This is a genomic window from Pseudomonas germanica (genome assembly GCF_019614655.1).
Lineage (GTDB): Bacteria > Pseudomonadota > Gammaproteobacteria > Pseudomonadales > Pseudomonadaceae > Aquipseudomonas > Aquipseudomonas neuropathica.
Genome location: NZ_CP071586.1, coordinates 6,167,938 through 6,183,353, shown reverse-complemented (window position 1 = coordinate 6,183,353; position 15,416 = coordinate 6,167,938). Strand labels below are relative to the sequence as shown.

Annotated in this window: 18 protein-coding genes; 12 read left to right on the top strand and 6 right to left on the bottom strand. The window is 61.2% G+C overall.

Going from position 1 to position 15,416, the window contains the following annotated elements; genetic code table 11:
- Positions 1–70 precede the first annotated feature (70 nt).
- Together J0G10_RS27425 and J0G10_RS27420 are read right to left on the bottom strand one after the other, a co-directional pair.
- Positions 71–736: a class I SAM-dependent methyltransferase gene (locus J0G10_RS27425; RefSeq protein ID WP_220557061.1), complete on the bottom strand. Its 666-nt coding sequence runs from the start codon at positions 734–736 to the stop codon at positions 71–73.
- The gene (locus J0G10_RS27420) at positions 733–1,197 is read right to left on the bottom strand and encodes a YbaY family lipoprotein (RefSeq protein ID WP_095048847.1); all 465 of its coding nucleotides are present in this window, start codon (positions 1,195–1,197) and stop codon (positions 733–735) included. Before J0G10_RS27420 ends, J0G10_RS27425 begins: the two co-directional genes overlap by 4 nt.
- Before the next feature lie 128 nt (positions 1,198–1,325).
- Between J0G10_RS27420 and nrdR the strand changes: the two genes are divergently transcribed.
- The 12 genes from nrdR (at position 1,326) to J0G10_RS27360 (ending at position 10,131) form a co-directional block, all read left to right on the top strand.
- Positions 1,326–1,790 carry a transcriptional regulator NrdR gene (nrdR, locus tag J0G10_RS27415; protein WP_007910946.1) on the top strand — a complete coding sequence of 155 codons (465 nt, stop codon included), beginning with the start codon at positions 1,326–1,328 and terminating at the stop codon, positions 1,788–1,790.
- Entirely contained in the window at positions 1,787–2,920 is a 1,134-nt protein-coding gene (gene ribD / locus J0G10_RS27410) for a bifunctional diaminohydroxyphosphoribosylaminopyrimidine deaminase/5-amino-6-(5-phosphoribosylamino)uracil reductase RibD (RefSeq protein WP_220557060.1), read from the top strand. Before nrdR ends, ribD begins: the two co-directional genes overlap by 4 nt.
- A 47-nt stretch (positions 2,921–2,967) precedes the next feature.
- Positions 2,968–3,630 carry a riboflavin synthase gene (locus tag J0G10_RS27405; RefSeq protein WP_093434480.1) on the top strand — a complete coding sequence of 221 codons (663 nt, stop codon included), beginning with the start codon at positions 2,968–2,970 and terminating at the stop codon, positions 3,628–3,630.
- A 16-nt stretch (positions 3,631–3,646) separates the two neighbouring features.
- Positions 3,647–4,738, top strand: a complete 1,092-nt coding sequence (ribBA, locus tag J0G10_RS27400; RefSeq protein WP_039761895.1) for a bifunctional 3,4-dihydroxy-2-butanone-4-phosphate synthase/GTP cyclohydrolase II — start codon at positions 3,647–3,649, stop codon at positions 4,736–4,738.
- A 91-nt stretch (positions 4,739–4,829) separates the two neighbouring features.
- Positions 4,830–5,306, top strand: a complete 477-nt coding sequence (ribH, locus tag J0G10_RS27395; protein ID WP_003228649.1) for a 6,7-dimethyl-8-ribityllumazine synthase — start codon at positions 4,830–4,832, stop codon at positions 5,304–5,306.
- Positions 5,303–5,803 carry a transcription antitermination factor NusB gene (nusB, locus tag J0G10_RS27390; protein ID WP_034153728.1) on the top strand — a complete coding sequence of 167 codons (501 nt, stop codon included), beginning with the start codon at positions 5,303–5,305 and terminating at the stop codon, positions 5,801–5,803. Before ribH ends, nusB begins: the two co-directional genes overlap by 4 nt.
- An 18-nt stretch (positions 5,804–5,821) precedes the next feature.
- Positions 5,822–6,787 carry a thiamine-phosphate kinase gene (thiL, locus tag J0G10_RS27385; protein WP_095048813.1) on the top strand — a complete coding sequence of 322 codons (966 nt, stop codon included), beginning with the start codon at positions 5,822–5,824 and terminating at the stop codon, positions 6,785–6,787.
- Positions 6,784–7,287, top strand: coding sequence for a phosphatidylglycerophosphatase A family protein (locus J0G10_RS27380; protein WP_007910933.1), 504 nt, complete (start codon positions 6,784–6,786; stop codon positions 7,285–7,287). The genes thiL and J0G10_RS27380 overlap by 4 nt, the downstream gene beginning before the upstream one ends.
- Before the next feature lie 37 nt (positions 7,288–7,324).
- Positions 7,325–8,062 carry a substrate-binding periplasmic protein gene (locus J0G10_RS27375; RefSeq protein ID WP_220557059.1) on the top strand — a complete coding sequence of 246 codons (738 nt, stop codon included), beginning with the start codon at positions 7,325–7,327 and terminating at the stop codon, positions 8,060–8,062.
- A 235-nt stretch (positions 8,063–8,297) separates the two neighbouring features.
- The gene (gene ribA, locus J0G10_RS27370; RefSeq protein ID WP_016984117.1) at positions 8,298–8,915 is read left to right on the top strand and encodes a GTP cyclohydrolase II; all 618 of its coding nucleotides are present in this window, start codon (positions 8,298–8,300) and stop codon (positions 8,913–8,915) included.
- Positions 8,912–9,331, top strand: a complete 420-nt coding sequence (locus tag J0G10_RS27365; RefSeq protein WP_095048811.1) for an MFS transporter — start codon at positions 8,912–8,914, stop codon at positions 9,329–9,331. Before ribA ends, J0G10_RS27365 begins: the two co-directional genes overlap by 4 nt.
- Complete coding sequence (locus J0G10_RS27360) at positions 9,331–10,131, top strand: cobalamin-binding protein (protein WP_220557058.1); 801 nt, start codon at positions 9,331–9,333, stop codon at positions 10,129–10,131. Before J0G10_RS27365 ends, J0G10_RS27360 begins: the two co-directional genes overlap by 1 nt.
- A 110-nt stretch (positions 10,132–10,241) precedes the next feature.
- Here the strand turns inward: J0G10_RS27360 and J0G10_RS27355 are convergent, their stop codons facing one another.
- From J0G10_RS27355 to J0G10_RS27340, 4 genes are all read right to left on the bottom strand, one after another.
- On the bottom strand, positions 10,242–12,125 hold the full coding sequence (locus J0G10_RS27355) for a TonB-dependent receptor domain-containing protein (RefSeq protein WP_220557057.1): 1,884 nt from the start codon (positions 12,123–12,125) through the stop codon (positions 10,242–10,244).
- A 139-nt stretch (positions 12,126–12,264) separates the two neighbouring features.
- Positions 12,265–14,163 carry a 1-deoxy-D-xylulose-5-phosphate synthase gene (gene dxs / locus J0G10_RS27350; protein ID WP_220557056.1) on the bottom strand — a complete coding sequence of 633 codons (1,899 nt, stop codon included), beginning with the start codon at positions 14,161–14,163 and terminating at the stop codon, positions 12,265–12,267.
- A 91-nt stretch (positions 14,164–14,254) separates the two neighbouring features.
- Positions 14,255–15,142 (bottom strand): (2E,6E)-farnesyl diphosphate synthase, encoded by an 888-nt coding sequence (gene ispA, locus J0G10_RS27345; RefSeq protein WP_220557055.1) that lies wholly within the window; start codon positions 15,140–15,142, stop codon positions 14,255–14,257.
- Entirely contained in the window at positions 15,139–15,381 is a 243-nt protein-coding gene (locus tag J0G10_RS27340; protein ID WP_003228627.1) for an exodeoxyribonuclease VII small subunit, read from the bottom strand. The genes ispA and J0G10_RS27340 overlap by 4 nt, the downstream gene beginning before the upstream one ends.
- Positions 15,382–15,416: the final 35 nt, after the last annotated feature.

Sequence of the window (15,416 nt, the reverse complement as noted above, 5' to 3'; positions counted from 1 at the left end):
GGTTCAGCGTCCGCCCGCAATATAGACGACAAAGCCGATCACTGTAGGAGCTGCCGAAGGCTGCGATCTTTTAACGATTCCAATCACGCCGCGCGTGGTACAGGCTGACATGCCGAAATTCCTCAGGCTCCGCCAGATCCGGCAACGTCATCGCCTCAAGCATTTCAATCCGCTGATACAACGGATGGCGAAAATCCCGAACCCGCGAATCCGCCACCAGCGCCTCGCGGCCACGGCTCAAAAACGCATCGAGCAACGGCAGATTGGCCCGGTCATACAACACATCCGCCACCAGAATCAGATCAAACCGATCCGCCTCGGCAAAGAAATCCGTCGAGTAATTCATCCCTACGCCATTCAGCGTGGCATTCGCCCGACACGCGGAAATCGCCAGCGGATCCAGATCGCACGCCACGACTTCCAACGCGCCGGCCTTCACCGCCGCGATCCCGGCAATCCCGGAACCTGCGCCGAAATCCAGCACACGCTTGCCGCGCACCCACTCGGGAAATTCCGCCAGATAACGCGCCACCGCCAGACCGCTGGCCCAGCAGAAACCCCAATACGGTGGCTCATGCAAAATTCGCTGAATTTCTTCCTGGCTGAATTGGCGATCCATGTTGTCGCCATCGATCAGCCATAGCTGTAAATCAGTGTCCGGCAACGCACAGACCTTGAGTCTGGCGTCGCCGAGCAATTCACCTAACGCCTGTTGCAGGTCGAGCGGTGCATTCATGGTGCTTTGACAAATTGCAGTTGGCCCAGCGCCTGGGAGGTCGGCTGGCTGATGGTTTGCGACGGCAGATGCAGAATCAACTGACCGGACTGGCTGGCGCGGCCACGCAACTCAACCCGCGCACCGGCCGGGAACGCGTCCGGGTTGAAGCGCAGGCGGAACGGCAGGATCTGGTTGTTGCCGATCAGGCTGGAACTGGCGAGCAATTGTTGCGGGCGATCCTTTTCGTCGATCACCAGCAGCGCCAGTTCGACTTCGGCGCCGGCCGGCACGCCTTGCAGGGTGCCGCTCAATTCCCGTTGATAAGCCGGCAGCGGGCCAAGTTCGGCAGCCTCTTTGGCTTTTTTCTGCGCTTGCTGCGGGGCAGGTCCCGGTGTTGGCGGCTGGGGCTTGGGTGCATCGCTGCCACAGGCCACCAGCAGGCTGAAAAGACTGAGCAAAACGAGCGGACGTAACGGCATTGGATGCTCCAGCAAAATGAAATCCATGGATCAAACGATCATGTCGTTCTGTATACCGCAAAGCCTATGGCTTGTCTTGCCACCGGGATGCGCTACCATGGCCCTCCCTTTTTTTGTTGCCAGCCACCATGCACTGTCCCTTCTGCGGTGCCAACGACACCAAGGTCATCGACTCGCGTCTGGTCGCCGAGGGCGAACAGGTGCGCCGCCGGCGTGAATGCCTGGCCTGCGGCGAGCGTTTCACGACGTTCGAGACGGCCGAACTGGTGTTGCCGCGCCTGATCAAAACCGACGGCAGCCGCCAACCGTTCGACGAAGAAAAACTCCGCGCCGGGATGCAACGCGCCCTGGAGAAACGTCCGGTGAGCGTCGAGCGCCTCGAATCCTCCCTGGTTCACATCAAGCACAAGCTGCGCGCCACCGGCGAGCGCGAGGTCAAATCCCTCGTGGTCGGCGAACTGGTGATGGCTGAGTTGCAAAAGCTTGATGAAGTCGCCTACATCCGTTTCGCGTCGGTGTACAAACGCTTCCAGGACCTCAATGAATTCCGCGAAGAAATCGACCGCCTCGCCCGCGAACCGGTGAAAGAATGACCAGCGCCGGCGAGCAGGCCATCCTCGACGCTCACTTCATGGCTCGCGCGCTGGAACTGGCGCGCAAAGGTCATTACACCACCCATCCCAATCCTCGGGTCGGCTGCGTGGTGGTGCGTGATGGGCAGATCGTCGGCGAAGGCTGGCATGAGCGCGCCGGCGAACCTCACGCCGAAGTCCACGCCCTGCGCGCCGCCGGTGAGCTGGCCCGGGGCGCGACTGCTTATGTAACTCTCGAACCGTGCAGCCACCATGGCCGCACACCGCCGTGTGCCGATGCGCTGGTGAATGCTGGCGTAGGCCGCGTGGTCGCAGCGATGCGTGATCCGAATCCACAAGTGGCTGGGCGTGGTTTGCAGCGTCTGGCCGATGCCGGCATCGCCACTGAAAGCGGTGTGCTCGAAGCCGAAGCGCGCAAGCTCAACCAAGGTTTTCTGAAACGCATGGAACACGGCTTGCCGTTCGTGCGGGTCAAGTTGGCCATGAGTCTCGATGGTCGGACAGCCATGGAAAGCGGCGAGAGCCAATGGATCACCGGCCCGGCCGCGCGTTCAGCCGTCCAGCGTCTGCGTGCTCAGGCCGCCGTGGTCCTGACCGGCGCCGACACCGTGCTGGCCGATGGCGCGCGTTTGACCGTGCGTGCAGACGAGTTGGGTCTGGATGCCGAGCAAACCGCGCTGGCCATGAGCCGACCGCCGCTGCGCGTGCTGATCGACGGGCGCCTGCGGGTGCCGCTGGATGCACCGTTCTTCAAGGCTGGCCCGGCATTGGTCGCCACCTGTGTCGCGATCGAAGAGCAATACGCGCATGGCCCCGAGTGTCTGATCGTGCCGGGTGATGACGGTCAGGTCGATCTGCATCAATTGCTGATTGAACTGGCCAAGCGTGACGTCAACGAGGTGCTGGTCGAAGCCGGCCCGCGTCTGGCAGGAGCTTTTGCTCAACTCGGTCTGGTCGACGAATTCGTGATCTTCATCGCCGGCAAGTTCCTCGGCTCCACGGCGCGTCCGCTACTGGACTGGCCGTTGGCTTATATGAAGGACGCTCCCGAGCTGAAAATCACTGAAATTCGCGCGGTGGGCGATGACTGGCGAGTCACTGCCATCCCTGTCCTTGCGGCGAGCGTATAATTCCCGGCCATCGTTATTACGCTGGCTTAGTTCTCAAGGAGAACCCCATGTTTACCGGCATCATCGAATCCATCGGCAGTATCCGCGCACTGACCCCAAAGGGCGGTGATGTGCGGGTCCACGTCGCCACCGGCAAGCTCGACCTGAGCGACGTCAAACTCGGCGACAGCATCGCGGTCAACGGCGTCTGCCTGACCGCCGTTGAGCTGCCGGGCGACGGCTTCGCCGCCGACGTCAGCCGTGAAACGCTGGACTGCACCGCCATGAACGACCTGAAAAGCGGCAGCCCGGTCAATCTGGAAAAAGCCCTGACCCCGACCACCCGTCTCGGCGGGCACCTGGTCAGCGGCCACGTCGACGGTGTCGGCGAAATCGTCTCGCGCAGCGACAATGCCCGCGCCGTGGAATTTCGCATTCGCGCGCCGAAGGAACTGGCCAAGTACATCGCCCATAAAGGCTCGATCACTGTCGACGGCACCAGCCTGACCGTGAACGCCGTCGATGGCGCCGAATTTATGCTGACGATCATTCCGCACACCCTGAGCGAAACCATCATGGCGTCGTACAAGCCAGGTCGCCGGGTGAATCTGGAAGTTGACTTGCTGGCGCGGTATCTGGAGCGTCTGCTCCTCGGCGACAAGGCCGCAGAGCCGAGCGCTGGTGGCATCACCGAAAGCTTTCTGGCCGCCAACGGCTACCTCAAATCCTGACTGAAGGGGGTGCCTTGTGGCGCTCAATAGCATCGAAGAACTGGTTGAAGACATCCGCCAAGGCAAGATGGTCATCCTCATGGATGACGAAGACCGCGAGAACGAAGGCGACCTGATCATGGCTGCCGAATGCTGCCAGGCCGAGCACATCAACTTCATGGCCAAGCACGCCCGTGGTCTGATCTGCATGCCGATGAGCCGCGAGCGCTGCGAACTGTTGAAGCTGCCGCTGATGGCGCCGCGCAACGGTTCCGGTTTCGGCACCAAGTTCACCGTGTCGATCGAAGCCGCCGAAGGCGTAACCACTGGCATTTCCGCCGCCGACCGTGCGCGCACCGTGCAAGCGGCTGCCGCCAAAGACGCCAAGGCTGAAGACATCGTCAGCCCGGGTCATATTTTCCCGCTGATGGCCCAGGCTGGCGGCACCCTCGCTCGCGCCGGCCACACCGAAGCGGCTTGCGACCTCGCGCGCATGGCCGGTTTCGAGCCAAGTGGCGTGATCTGCGAAGTGATGAACGACGACGGCACCATGTCCCGTCGCGCTGAACTGGAAGCGTTCGCTGCTGAGCACAACATCAAGATCGGCACCATCGCCGACCTGATTCACTACCGGATGATCCATGAACGTACCGTTCAGCGGATTGCCGAGCAGCCACTGGACAGCGAACTGGGCCAATTCAACCTGGTGACCTATCGTGATTCGGTGGAAGGCGATGTGCACATGGCCCTTACGCTGGGCACTGTTTGCGCCGAAGAGCCGACCCTGGTTCGGGTGCACAACATGGATCCGCTGCGCGACCTGCTGATGGTCAAACAACCGGGCCGCTGGAGCCTGCGCGCCGCCATGGCTGCGGTCGCCGAGGCTGGCAGCGGTGTCGTGTTGTTGCTTGGTCACCCGCTCGATGGCGATGTGCTGCTGGCACATATCCGTGAAACGGGTGAGCAGGCAGCGCCGAAAAAACCGACCACTTACAGCATCGTCGGTGCCGGTTCGCAGATCCTGCGTGACCTCGGTGTGCGCAAAATGCGTTTGATGTCTGCGCCAATGAAATTTAATGCGATATCCGGTTTCGATCTGGAAGTTGTAGAATACGTGCCCTCCGAATAATGACCGGTTGTTTCCGATCTCCGATTCGCGGCAAATAAATCACTGAGGGACGCGTAGCAGACGCGTCCCGGCTCTTTAAGAGAACTGACGAATGACCCTGAAGACCATCGAAGGTACCTTCATCGCCCCTAAAGGCCGCTACGCTTTGGTAGTGGGCCGCTTCAACAGCTTCGTCGTTGAAAGCCTGGTCAGCGGTGCAGTTGATGCCCTGGTTCGCCACGGCGTGAGCGAAAGCGACATCACCATCATCCGCGCACCTGGCGCCTTCGAAATCCCGCTGGTTGCGCAGAAAGTCGCCCAGAAAGGTGAATTCGCAGCCATCATCGCCCTCGGCGCGGTCATTCGTGGCGGTACTCCGCACTTCGAATACGTGGCAGGCGAGTGCACCAAGGGTCTGGCCCAGGTGTCCATGGAGTTCGGCGTTCCGGTTGCCTTCGGCGTCCTGACCGTTGATTCCATCGAGCAAGCCATCGAACGTTCCGGCACCAAGGCCGGTAACAAAGGTGCCGAAGCTGCCCTGTCCGCTCTGGAAATGGTCAGCCTGCTGGCACAGTTGGAGGCCAAGTGATTAGCGACGAAAGCGATCGTTTCAACCCGCGCGAGCCGCGTCCAACCGACGCCGGCAAGCCTTCGAAAAGTGAAAAGCGCCGCGCTGCCCGTCAGTTGGCGACTCAAGCGTTGTACCAGCGCCACATGGCCAGTACTTCGCTGAACGAAATCGAAGCGCAGTTCCGCGTCGATAACGATTTCACCTTCGCCGATGCCAGCTACTTTCACGACATCCTGCACGGTGTTCCGGCCAGTCTGACCGAGATCGACACTGCGCTGGCGCCGTGCCTGGACCTGACCATCGAAGAGCTCGACCCGGTTGAACTGTGCGTACTGCGCCTGTCGACCTGGGAACTGCTCAAGCGCGTCGACGTGCCGTACCGCGTTGTGATCAACGAAGGGATCGAACTGGCGAAAGTCTACGGTTCGACCGACGGTCACAAGTTCGTCAACGGTGTGCTCGACAAGCTGGCTCCGCGCCTGCGTGAAGCTGAAGTGAAGGCGTTCAAGCGCTGAAACGCGCTTGATACTTCAATGGGCGAGTTTGAGCTGATCCGTAACTTCTTCGCCGCCGCGCCTTGTGCGCAGGGCGGCGAAGGCGTTGCGCTGGGGATCGGCGATGACTGCGCCTTGCTCGCTGTTCCCCTTGGGGAACAGTTGGCGATCTCTACCGATACGCTGGTGGCCGGTGTGCATTTCGCCGACCCCTGCGATCCGTTTCTGCTCGGTCAGCGCTCGCTGGCCGTTGCGGTCAGCGATCTGGCCGCCATGGGCGCCACACCCGTTGCCTTTACCCTTGCCCTGACTGTGCCGACGGTGACTGCTGATTGGCTGCAAGCCTATGCCGGCGGATTGAACCGCATGGCGCAGAGTTGCGGCGTCGCGCTGGTGGGCGGCGATACCACGCGCGGGCCGTTGAGCCTGACGGTGACGGTGTTCGGTCGCGTGCCTGCCGGTCAGGCGTTGACCCGCAGTGGCGCGCAACCGGGCGACTTGCTCTGTGTCGGTGGCGAACTTGGCAATGCGGCCGGCGCCTTGCCGCTGGTGCTCGGTCAGCGTGACGCCGAAGCGAACGTCGCCCAACCGCTGCTCGATCATTACTGGTCACCACAACCGCAACTCGCCCTCGGCCAGGCCCTGCGTGGCAAAGCCACCTCGGCGCTGGACATCTCCGATGGATTACTCGCCGACTGCGGCCATATCGCGCTGGCCTCAAAGGTCCGACTTGAGATTGAACGCGAGCGCGTACCGATGTCGGATGCATTAGTGGCGTTTCTCGGTCAGCGCGGCGCCGAGCGTGCTGCGCTGAGCGGTGGCGATGATTACGTGCTGGCGTTCACCTTGCCGTCTGTCGAGTTGCCGGCGCTGCTGGCCAATGGCTGGCCGATCCATGTGATCGGTCGAGTGTCCGAAGGTCAGGGCGTGGTCCTGCTGGATCGCGAAGGTCACGACATCACCCCGCAAATCCGGGGTTATCAACATTTTCAGGAGACACCGTGACAGATCACCCGAAACAGGTTCCGGCCGAATTCGTTCCGCCGTCGGTCTGGCGCAATCCCTGGCATTTCCTCGCGTTCGGCTTCGGTTCCGGCACCTTGCCCAAGGCGCCGGGAACGTGGGGCTCGCTGGTTGCGCTACCCTTTATCCCGTTATGGCAGATGTTGCCCGACTGGGGTTACTGGCTGATGCTCGGGATCACCATGCTGTTCGGCTTCTGGCTGTGCGGCAAAGTCGCTGACGATCTGCGGGTACACGACCACGAAGGCATCGTCTGGGACGAAATGGTCGGGATGTGGATCACCTTGTGGCTGGTGCCGGAAGGCTGGTACTGGTTGCTCGCGGGTTTCCTCGTATTCCGTTTCTTCGACATTCTCAAGCCATGGCCGATCCGCTGGATCGACCGGCACGTGCATGGCGGCGTCGGCATCATGCTCGACGACGTGTTGGCCGGCGTGTTCGCCTGGCTGGCCATGCAGGGACTGGTGTGGATTTTCGCCTGAGTCCAAGGGGTATCAGGGTCAAGTGAGGGGACTAGGGATGGCTCGACGTTGGTTGGCGCTAGTGGTTTTGGCTTTGCTGAGCACCGTGGCCGGTGCGCAGGAAGCAGCGCCGACGCCGACGGTCATCCATCTGGCCAGCGAAGACTGGGAAGACTACACCGCCGCTGATGGCCATGGCCTGGGCTGGGACGTGCTGCGCAAAGTGTTCGAACCGGCCGGGGTCAAGCTGGACATTCGCAGCGTGCCTTACACCCGCTCGGTCGGGCTGGTGCAGTTGAAGGAAGTCGATGCGCTGGTCGGCTCCTACCGCGACGAAGCCGAGCAGGTGTTGTACCCACACTGGAATTTCGATTCCGACCACATTTACGCATTGGGCCTGGCGAGTAATCCTGCACCTACCCAAGCGACGCTGGGCAGGTATCGCCTGGCCTGGGTGCGCGGTTATCGCTACGAAAACTTCTTGCCGAATATCAAGCGCTACAACCAGATTGAGCGGCGTACCGGGATCCTGTCGATGCTCAAGCAGGGGCGGGCGGATTACTACATCGATGCGTTGACCGAGATTGAGGCGGTGGTGAAAACCGCAGCCGATCCGGCGCAGTATCGCTATTCACACCTGGCCGAGCTGCCGCTGTTTCTCGGGTTTGCCGACACGCCACAGGCGCGAGCGCTGATGGCGCTGTATGACCAGCGTATGGAGCAGTTGGTGAAGAGCGGCGAGTTGAAGCCGATCTTCGAGAAGTGGCAGCAGCCGTATCCGTTCAGCTCGAACTGAGCATACAACTCCTGTGGGAGCGAGCCTGCTCGCGAAAGCGGTGGTTCAGCCAGCATTAGGGCGACTGACCTGACGCCTTCGCGAGCAGGCTCGCTCCCACAGGGATAGAGGCAACTCAGTAGTTATCAAACTTTTTGATCGTTATGCCCGATAATTCAGCCTAAGCGCCGGTAGGAACCTGCTGTTACAATGCCGGCCTGCGAATTTTCAGACTCTTTAGATCAGGAGCACACCGGTGCCTGTCGTCTTTGTCGCCGCTTCCAAGCTGCCAACGCCTTTTGCGCAATTCACCATGCACGGTTTTCTCGATGAAGCCACCGGCCGCGAGCACGTCGTGCTGAGCCTGGGTGAAATTGCCGACGGTGCCCCGGTACTCGGCCGGTTGCACTCCGAATGCCTGACCGGCGATGCCTTGTTCAGCCAGCGTTGCGACTGCGGTTCGCAACTGGAAGGCGCGCTTAAAGCCATCGCCCGTGAAGGCCGTGGTGTATTGCTGTACCTGCGTCAGGAAGGTCGTGGCATCGGTTTGTTGAACAAGATCCGTGCCTACGAACTGCAGGATGGCGGCGCCGACACCGTTGAAGCCAACGAGCGTCTGGGCTTTGCCGCTGACCAGCGTGACTACGCCATGTGCCTGCCGATGCTCGAGCATCTGGGCGTGAAATCCCTGCGCCTGATGACTAACAACCCGCGCAAGGTCAAAGCCTTGACCGATATGGGCATTACTGTCGCCGAGCGCGTGCCGCTGCACACCGGTCACAATCCGCACAACAAACTCTATCTGGCGACCAAGGCCAGCAAGCTCGACCACATGATGGGCAACGAGCATCAGGGCGAGGTCGATCGCGCGTGACGCGGGGTCAGGTGCGGCGCCGGTTATCGGTCGATTGGTGGAAATACCTCGCGCTGGCGCTGGTGCCGCTGTTCGTACTCAACGCGTTGTTCGGTCAGGGCAAAGGCATTCTGCCGGTGCTGGCGATGCCGTTCTTTATTGCCGGCGTGGCATCGATGTTTGTCAGCCTGAAGTTTTTTGGCCGTTATAAACATGCGCTGATCGCCACGCAAAAAGCTCTCGATACCCCCGATGAACCGGCCGCGTGGATTGCTCTCGCAGCCCGTCGTCGTGCGGCTTTTCTTGTGGCAGCCTTGCCGGCGTGGATTGGCGCACTGGCGGTGTTTGTCGGTCTTGAAGCCGTACCGTTGATGCTGCTGGCGTTGTCCACGGCAGTGCTGTTTTATCTCTACCGTATCCCGCGTCAACTCGGTTGATGCACCGCCTCTGGCTGGCGGTTCTGCTACTGGCCGTCAGTGGTTCTGCGCTGGCGCAACTGCGTGTGGTCAGCCTCGCGCCGTCCCTTTCTGAAATTGTCGTTGAGCTGGGTTCGGCAGATCTGTTGGTCGGTGTGCTGGATGCCGGTGAGCGGCCGGCTGAAATTGCCAGCGTCCCCTCTGTCGGCCGCTATGGCCAACTCGACATGGAACAGCTACTGAGCCTCAAACCTGATTTGTTGTTGCTGTGGCCCGGCAGTGTCGGCCCGGCGCAGCGTGATCAACTGAAGCGCCTGGGCATCCCGACCTTCGTCGCCGAACCGCATTCTTTAGAACAACTCACCACCCAGATTGAAGCCATTGCCGCGCAATTGGGGCGACCGGAGCATGGGGTCAAACGGGCGGCGGCGCTGCGCCAACAACTCGCGGAGCTGCGCCAGCGCTATCGCCGGGAAGTGCCGTTGCGGGTGTTTTATCAGGTCTGGGACAAGCCGCTGTACACCGTCGGTGGCGGGCAAATCATCAGTGATGCGCTGGAGGTGTGCGGGGCGCGGAATGTGTTCAGCGATCTGAGTTTGCCGGCGCCGCAGGTGAGTATTGAGGCAGTGTTGCAGCGTGATCCTGAGGTGATTCTGGCGAGTGATCAGGCGCAGTTGAATGCGTGGAGAACCTGGTCGCAGGTGGCGGCGGTGAAGCAGGGAAAATTACTGTTGGTCACCGACAAAGGCCTCGAACGCCCAAGCGGCCAAATGATCAGCGCCACCGCCAAACTCTGCCAATTGATCGCGCCTGACCGCTGAAATCGCGGTGACCTCTTCGCGAGCAGGCTCGCTCCCACAGGAGGATTGCATTCCAAATGTGGGAGCGAGCCTGCTCGCGAAGGGGTCAGTCAAATCACCGAAGATTCAAATCAAAGCTGGGGAGTCCAAGTCACCCCAAACATCCACATCCGACCTTCCTCGCGATAACCATACTGGCTGCCGTCATAGCTGTAGTTCGCCCGGCTGTAACCTTTGTCGAAAACATTATCGACCTTCAGATCCAGCTTGATCTCGCGGTTCAACGCCCAACTGCTGCGCAAGCCGAACAACGCATAACCACCCAGTGGGTTTTCATTTGTCAGGTCGTCATAACTGCTGCTGACCGCCTGCCAACTGGCGCCGAAGCTGACTTGATCAAATTGCCGATCCAGATCCCAACTCAACGTGCGTCGCGCGCGCCGGGCCAGGGTGTGCCCAGTATTGCGATCACGCGGATCGATGATCGAAAGGCCAAGATTGCTCTGCCAGTCGAACAGTTCCTGCTTCAGCGCTGCTTCAAAACCGTTGATCCGCGCCGAAGCGACGTTTTCCGGGCGTGAGTTACTGCCGAAAATGATCGCGTCTTCCAGATCCGTACGATAGATCGACGCCTCCAGACGGCTGCTGTCAGTCAACTGACTGCGCCACTGCAACTCATAGCTTTTCGAGGTTTCCGGTTTCAAATCCGGGTTGCTGAAGTCGGGGTAGTACAGATCGTTGAAAGTCGGCGCACGAAAGCCTTCGCTGTAGCTCAGCAACAGATCATTGTCCGGATTCAGCGGCAGAGTGAACGTGCCACTCCAGGTGTTCTGGCTGCCGAATTGCTGGTTGTCGTCGTGACGCAGACCCAGTTCCGTGGAGAAGCTGTCGGCCTGATAGCGATGCTGGATGAATGCGGCGCGGTTCCAGCGGCTGTCTTCGTCGAATGCGGTGCTGCTGTTGACCCGGTCTTCGTACCAGTCGCCGCCGAGGATCAGGCTGTTGCGTGCGTCCAGTGTCAGGTCGTTCTGCCAGTTCACCGAGTCGCGGTAGGTGTTGAACACGGTGCGTTCGTCGCTGAGCTTGTCGAGGGTCTTCTCGCGATTCTCGGTATGGCCGACCTCGACGCGGGTTTTCCAGATCTCGTTGACCTGGGCATCGACGTAACTGCTGACGCTACTGACGTTGAAATCGCTGTACGGCTGCTGTTGGACCGATTCGAAGGTGTTCATGTCGAAGCGGCCGAACGGGTTGTCAAACTCGCTCTTGCCCCGGTTATCCAGCAGATTGGCGCCGACTTCGATGTCATCGGTCAGCGCATGACTCAGGCTCAGGCTGACGGATTTATTGCGGTAGGCGTCGTGATCGCCATCGCTTGGATACGACTCATGGGTACGATCAATCCCGGCAGTCTCATCGAGACTGGCGCCGAGATTGAAGCGGGTTTTCGCGTCGCCACCGGACAAGCCGAGGCTGCGTTCCCACGTTTGGTTGCTGCCGAAACCGACGTGCATCCGTGGCTGCAAACCTTGCTCAGTGCCGCGCCGGGTGAAGATCTGAATCACCCCGCCAATCGCATCGCTGCCGTAAATCACCGAACGCGAACCGCGCAGCACTTCCACCCGTTCGATTTGCTCGATGTTCAGATGCTGCAGGTTGCTGTCGCCGGAAGTGGAGCTGCCGATACGCTGGCCGTCGACCAACACCAGACTCTGCGCCGACTGCGTGCCGCGAATGTAGATCCCCGGCAGGCTGCCGCGCCCGCCGGCCTGCGCCACTTGCACACCAGGGACGCGCCTTAGCAGGTCCGGCACGTCACTCGGCTGCAGGCGGTCGATGTCTTCGCGGGTGAACACCGTGTTGGCGGCGCTGCTGTCGTTGCGGGCTTCGACCTGGCGGTTGGCTGAGATAAGCATGTCCGGCAGTTTCAGTGCCTGATCACGCTCGAAGGTGTCGGCGAGGGCGTTGGCGGCTGGCAGCAGGAGGAAGGGCAGGGCGAGGCGCGAGAGGTTCATGGACAGTCCACTGGTGTTTCAAGTGTACACAAATCAAATGTGGGAGCGAGCCTGCTCGCGAATGCGGTGAATCAGTCAGCAATGTATTGACTGACAGTCCGCTTTCGCGAGCAGGCTCGCTCCCACAAGGGTAATGCGTTTATTTGTCGAGTAAGGCCAGACGCTCACGAATCGACGCTTCGATCCCCGCCTCATCCAGCCCGCACTCAGCCAGCATCTGCGCCGGTTTTGCGTGCTCGACGTAAACGTCAGGCAAACCCAGATGCAGCATCGACTTGAGGATGTTCTCCCGCGCGAGGAATTCACTGACCGCGCCACCGGCGCCGCCCATGATCGCGTTCTCCTCGATGGTCACCAGCAACTCATGACTGCCGGCAATCTCGCGCACCAACTCTTCATCCAGCGGTTTGACGAAACGCATGTCGACCACGGTGGCATCGAGTTTTTCAGCCACCATCAGCGCCTCGGCCAGTTGCACACCGAACACCAGCAAAGCGACTTTGCTGCCCTGACGACGGACGATGCCTTTGCCGATTTCAATCGGCTCGAGGTCTTTGTCGATCATCGCGTTCGGGCCGGTACCGCGTGGATAGCGCACAGCCGCCGGGCCGTTGTACAGGTGGCCGGTGGTGAGCATTTTGCGCAGTTCGTTTTCATCACTCGGGGTCATGATGACCATGCCCGGGATGCAACGCAGGTAGGACAGATCGAAGCTGCCAGCGTGGGTCGGGCCGTCTTCGCCCACCAGGCCAGCACGGTCGATGGCGAACAGCACGTCGAGGTTCTGCACCGCTACGTCATGCACCAGTTGGTCGTAACCGCGCTGGAGGAATGTCGAGTAGATCGCCACCACCGGTTTCGCGCCTTCGCAGGCCATGCCGGCAGCGAACGTCACCGCGTGCTGCTCGGCAATCGCCACGTCGAAGTAGCGCAGCGGGAAGCGTTCGCTGAACGCCACCAGATCCGAGCCTTCCTTCATCGCCGGGGTAATCCCGACCAGACGTGGATCCGCCGCCGCCATGTCGCACAGCCACTCGCCGAACACGGCCGAATACTTCGGTCCGCCAGTCTTTGTCGGCGCTGTGGCCGGGGCGTCCAGTGGTTCGAGTTTGGTGATCGCGTGGTACCCGATCGGGTCGACTTCCGCCGGGGCGAAGCCTTTGCCTTTCTTGGTGACGATGTGCAGGAACTGCGGGCCCTTCAGATCGCGCATGTTGCGCAGGGTGGCGATCAGGGTTGGCAAATCGTGGCCGTCGATCGGGCCGATGTAGTTCCAGCCCAGCTCTTCAAACAGCGTGCCGGGAACCAACATGCCTTTGGCGTATTCTTCGGTGCGGCGGGCGATTTCCCAGGCGCCGGGCAGGCGCGACAGGACTTTCTTGCTGCCCTCGCGCATGCTTGCGTAGGTGCGGCTGGAAAGGATCTTCGCCAGATAATTCGACAGGCCACCGACATTGCGCGAGATCGACATGTCGTTGTCGTTGAGGATCACCAACATGTTGGCGTTGACTTCCGGCGCGTGGTTCAGCGCTTCGAAAGCCATGCCAGCGGTCAACGCGCCGTCGCCGATCACCGCAATCGCCTTGCGATCACTGTTTTGCAGGCGGGCGGCGATGGCCATGCCCAATGCTGCGCTGATCGAAGTGCTGGAGTGGCCGACGCCAAAGGTGTCGTACTCGCTCTCGGCGCGACGCGGGAACGCGGCGATGCCGTCCTTCTGGCGCAGCGATTCCATGCGCGTGCGGCGACCGGTGAGGATCTTGTGCGGATACGCCTGATGACCCACGTCCCACACCAGCCGGTCGTCCGGGGTGTCGAAGACGTAATGCAACGCGATGGTCAGCTCGATGACGCCCAGGCCGGCACCGAAATGCCCACCGGTCTGGCCGACCGTGTAGAGCAATTCCAGGCGCAACTCATCAGCCAGGGTTTCCAGCTCGGCTTCGCCTAACCGGCGCAGGCCGTCCGGCGTGTTCGCGCGGTCGAGCAGGGGCGTGGTCGGGCGCTTGCGGGGAATCTCATGAAACGTCGTGGGCATCAGGCGAATCGTTATAGGTATAAAAGATGCGGCAGTTTACCTGATGCATCGCCCCCTGCCCACGCGTTGGTCTTTTTTGGCTGATTCGCCGTCAGTTGCGGCGCTCGACGATATACCGGGCCAGCTCGCGCAAGGGTTCGGCGGCCGCGTCAAACGGTCGCAGGGCGTGCAGAGCCTGATCACGCAGTTCCAGCGCGTAAGCCTTGGCGGCGTCGAGGCCGAGCAGCGCCGGGTAGGTCGGCTTGTCGCGGGCGATGTCGGCGCCTTGGCGTTTGCCGAGGGTTTCGGTATCGCTTTCGACGTCGAGGATGTCGTCCTGCACCTGAAAGGCCAGACCGATGGCCTGTGCATAAGTCTGCAGGGCCTTGAGCTCATCCTTCTCGGCGCGGCCGCTGGCCAGGGCGCCGAGTTTGACGCTGACTTCGATCAGCGCGCCGGTCTTGTGCCGGTGCATCTGTTCGAGGGCTTTCTGGTCGAGTTTCAAGCCGACCGAACCAAGGTCGATGGCTTGACCGCCGACCATGCCTGCCGGGCCCGCAGCCTGGGCGAGGGCGGTGACCATTTGCAGGCGAATGTCGCTGCTGCAGTCGCTCAGGCGCGGGTCGAGCAGAGCGCTGAAGGCCAGGCTCTGCAAACCGTCACCGGCGAGGATCGCGCAGGCTTCATCGAATTTCTTGTGAGTGGTCGGCTGGCCGCGACGCAAGTCGTCGTCGTCCATCGCCGGCAAATCGTCGTGAACCAGCGAATAAGCGTGGATCAGCTCAACCGCGCAGGCTGCACCGTTGGCCTGTTCAGCGTTGCCACCGAGCGCTTCGCACGCGGCGTAGGCCAGCAGCGGACGCACGCGTTTGCCGCCGTTCATCACGCTGTAGCGCATGGCGTCATAAAGCCGCGCCAATTCCGGCAACGGCGCGTTGAACAGGGTTTCCAGAGCCGCGTTAACCCGGGTCTGGCTGGTCGCCGTGTACGCCGCAATCATTCTGGCTGTTCCGCGTCGAAGGGTTCCTCGGCGAGTTCGCCATCGCGCTCCAGCAGCACCTGCACCTTTTGCTCGGCTTGCGCCAGCGCTGCCTGGCAATCACGGGTCAGACCGATGCCCTGCTCGAAAGCGGTCAGCGAGTCTTCCAGCGACAATTCACCGTTCTCCAGACGCTCGACCAATGTTTGCAGGTCGGCGAGGGACTGTTCGAAATCCAGTGCAGCTTTTTTGCGGGCCATGGCGGCGATTTCCGGTTGACGTTAAACCGGCGCGA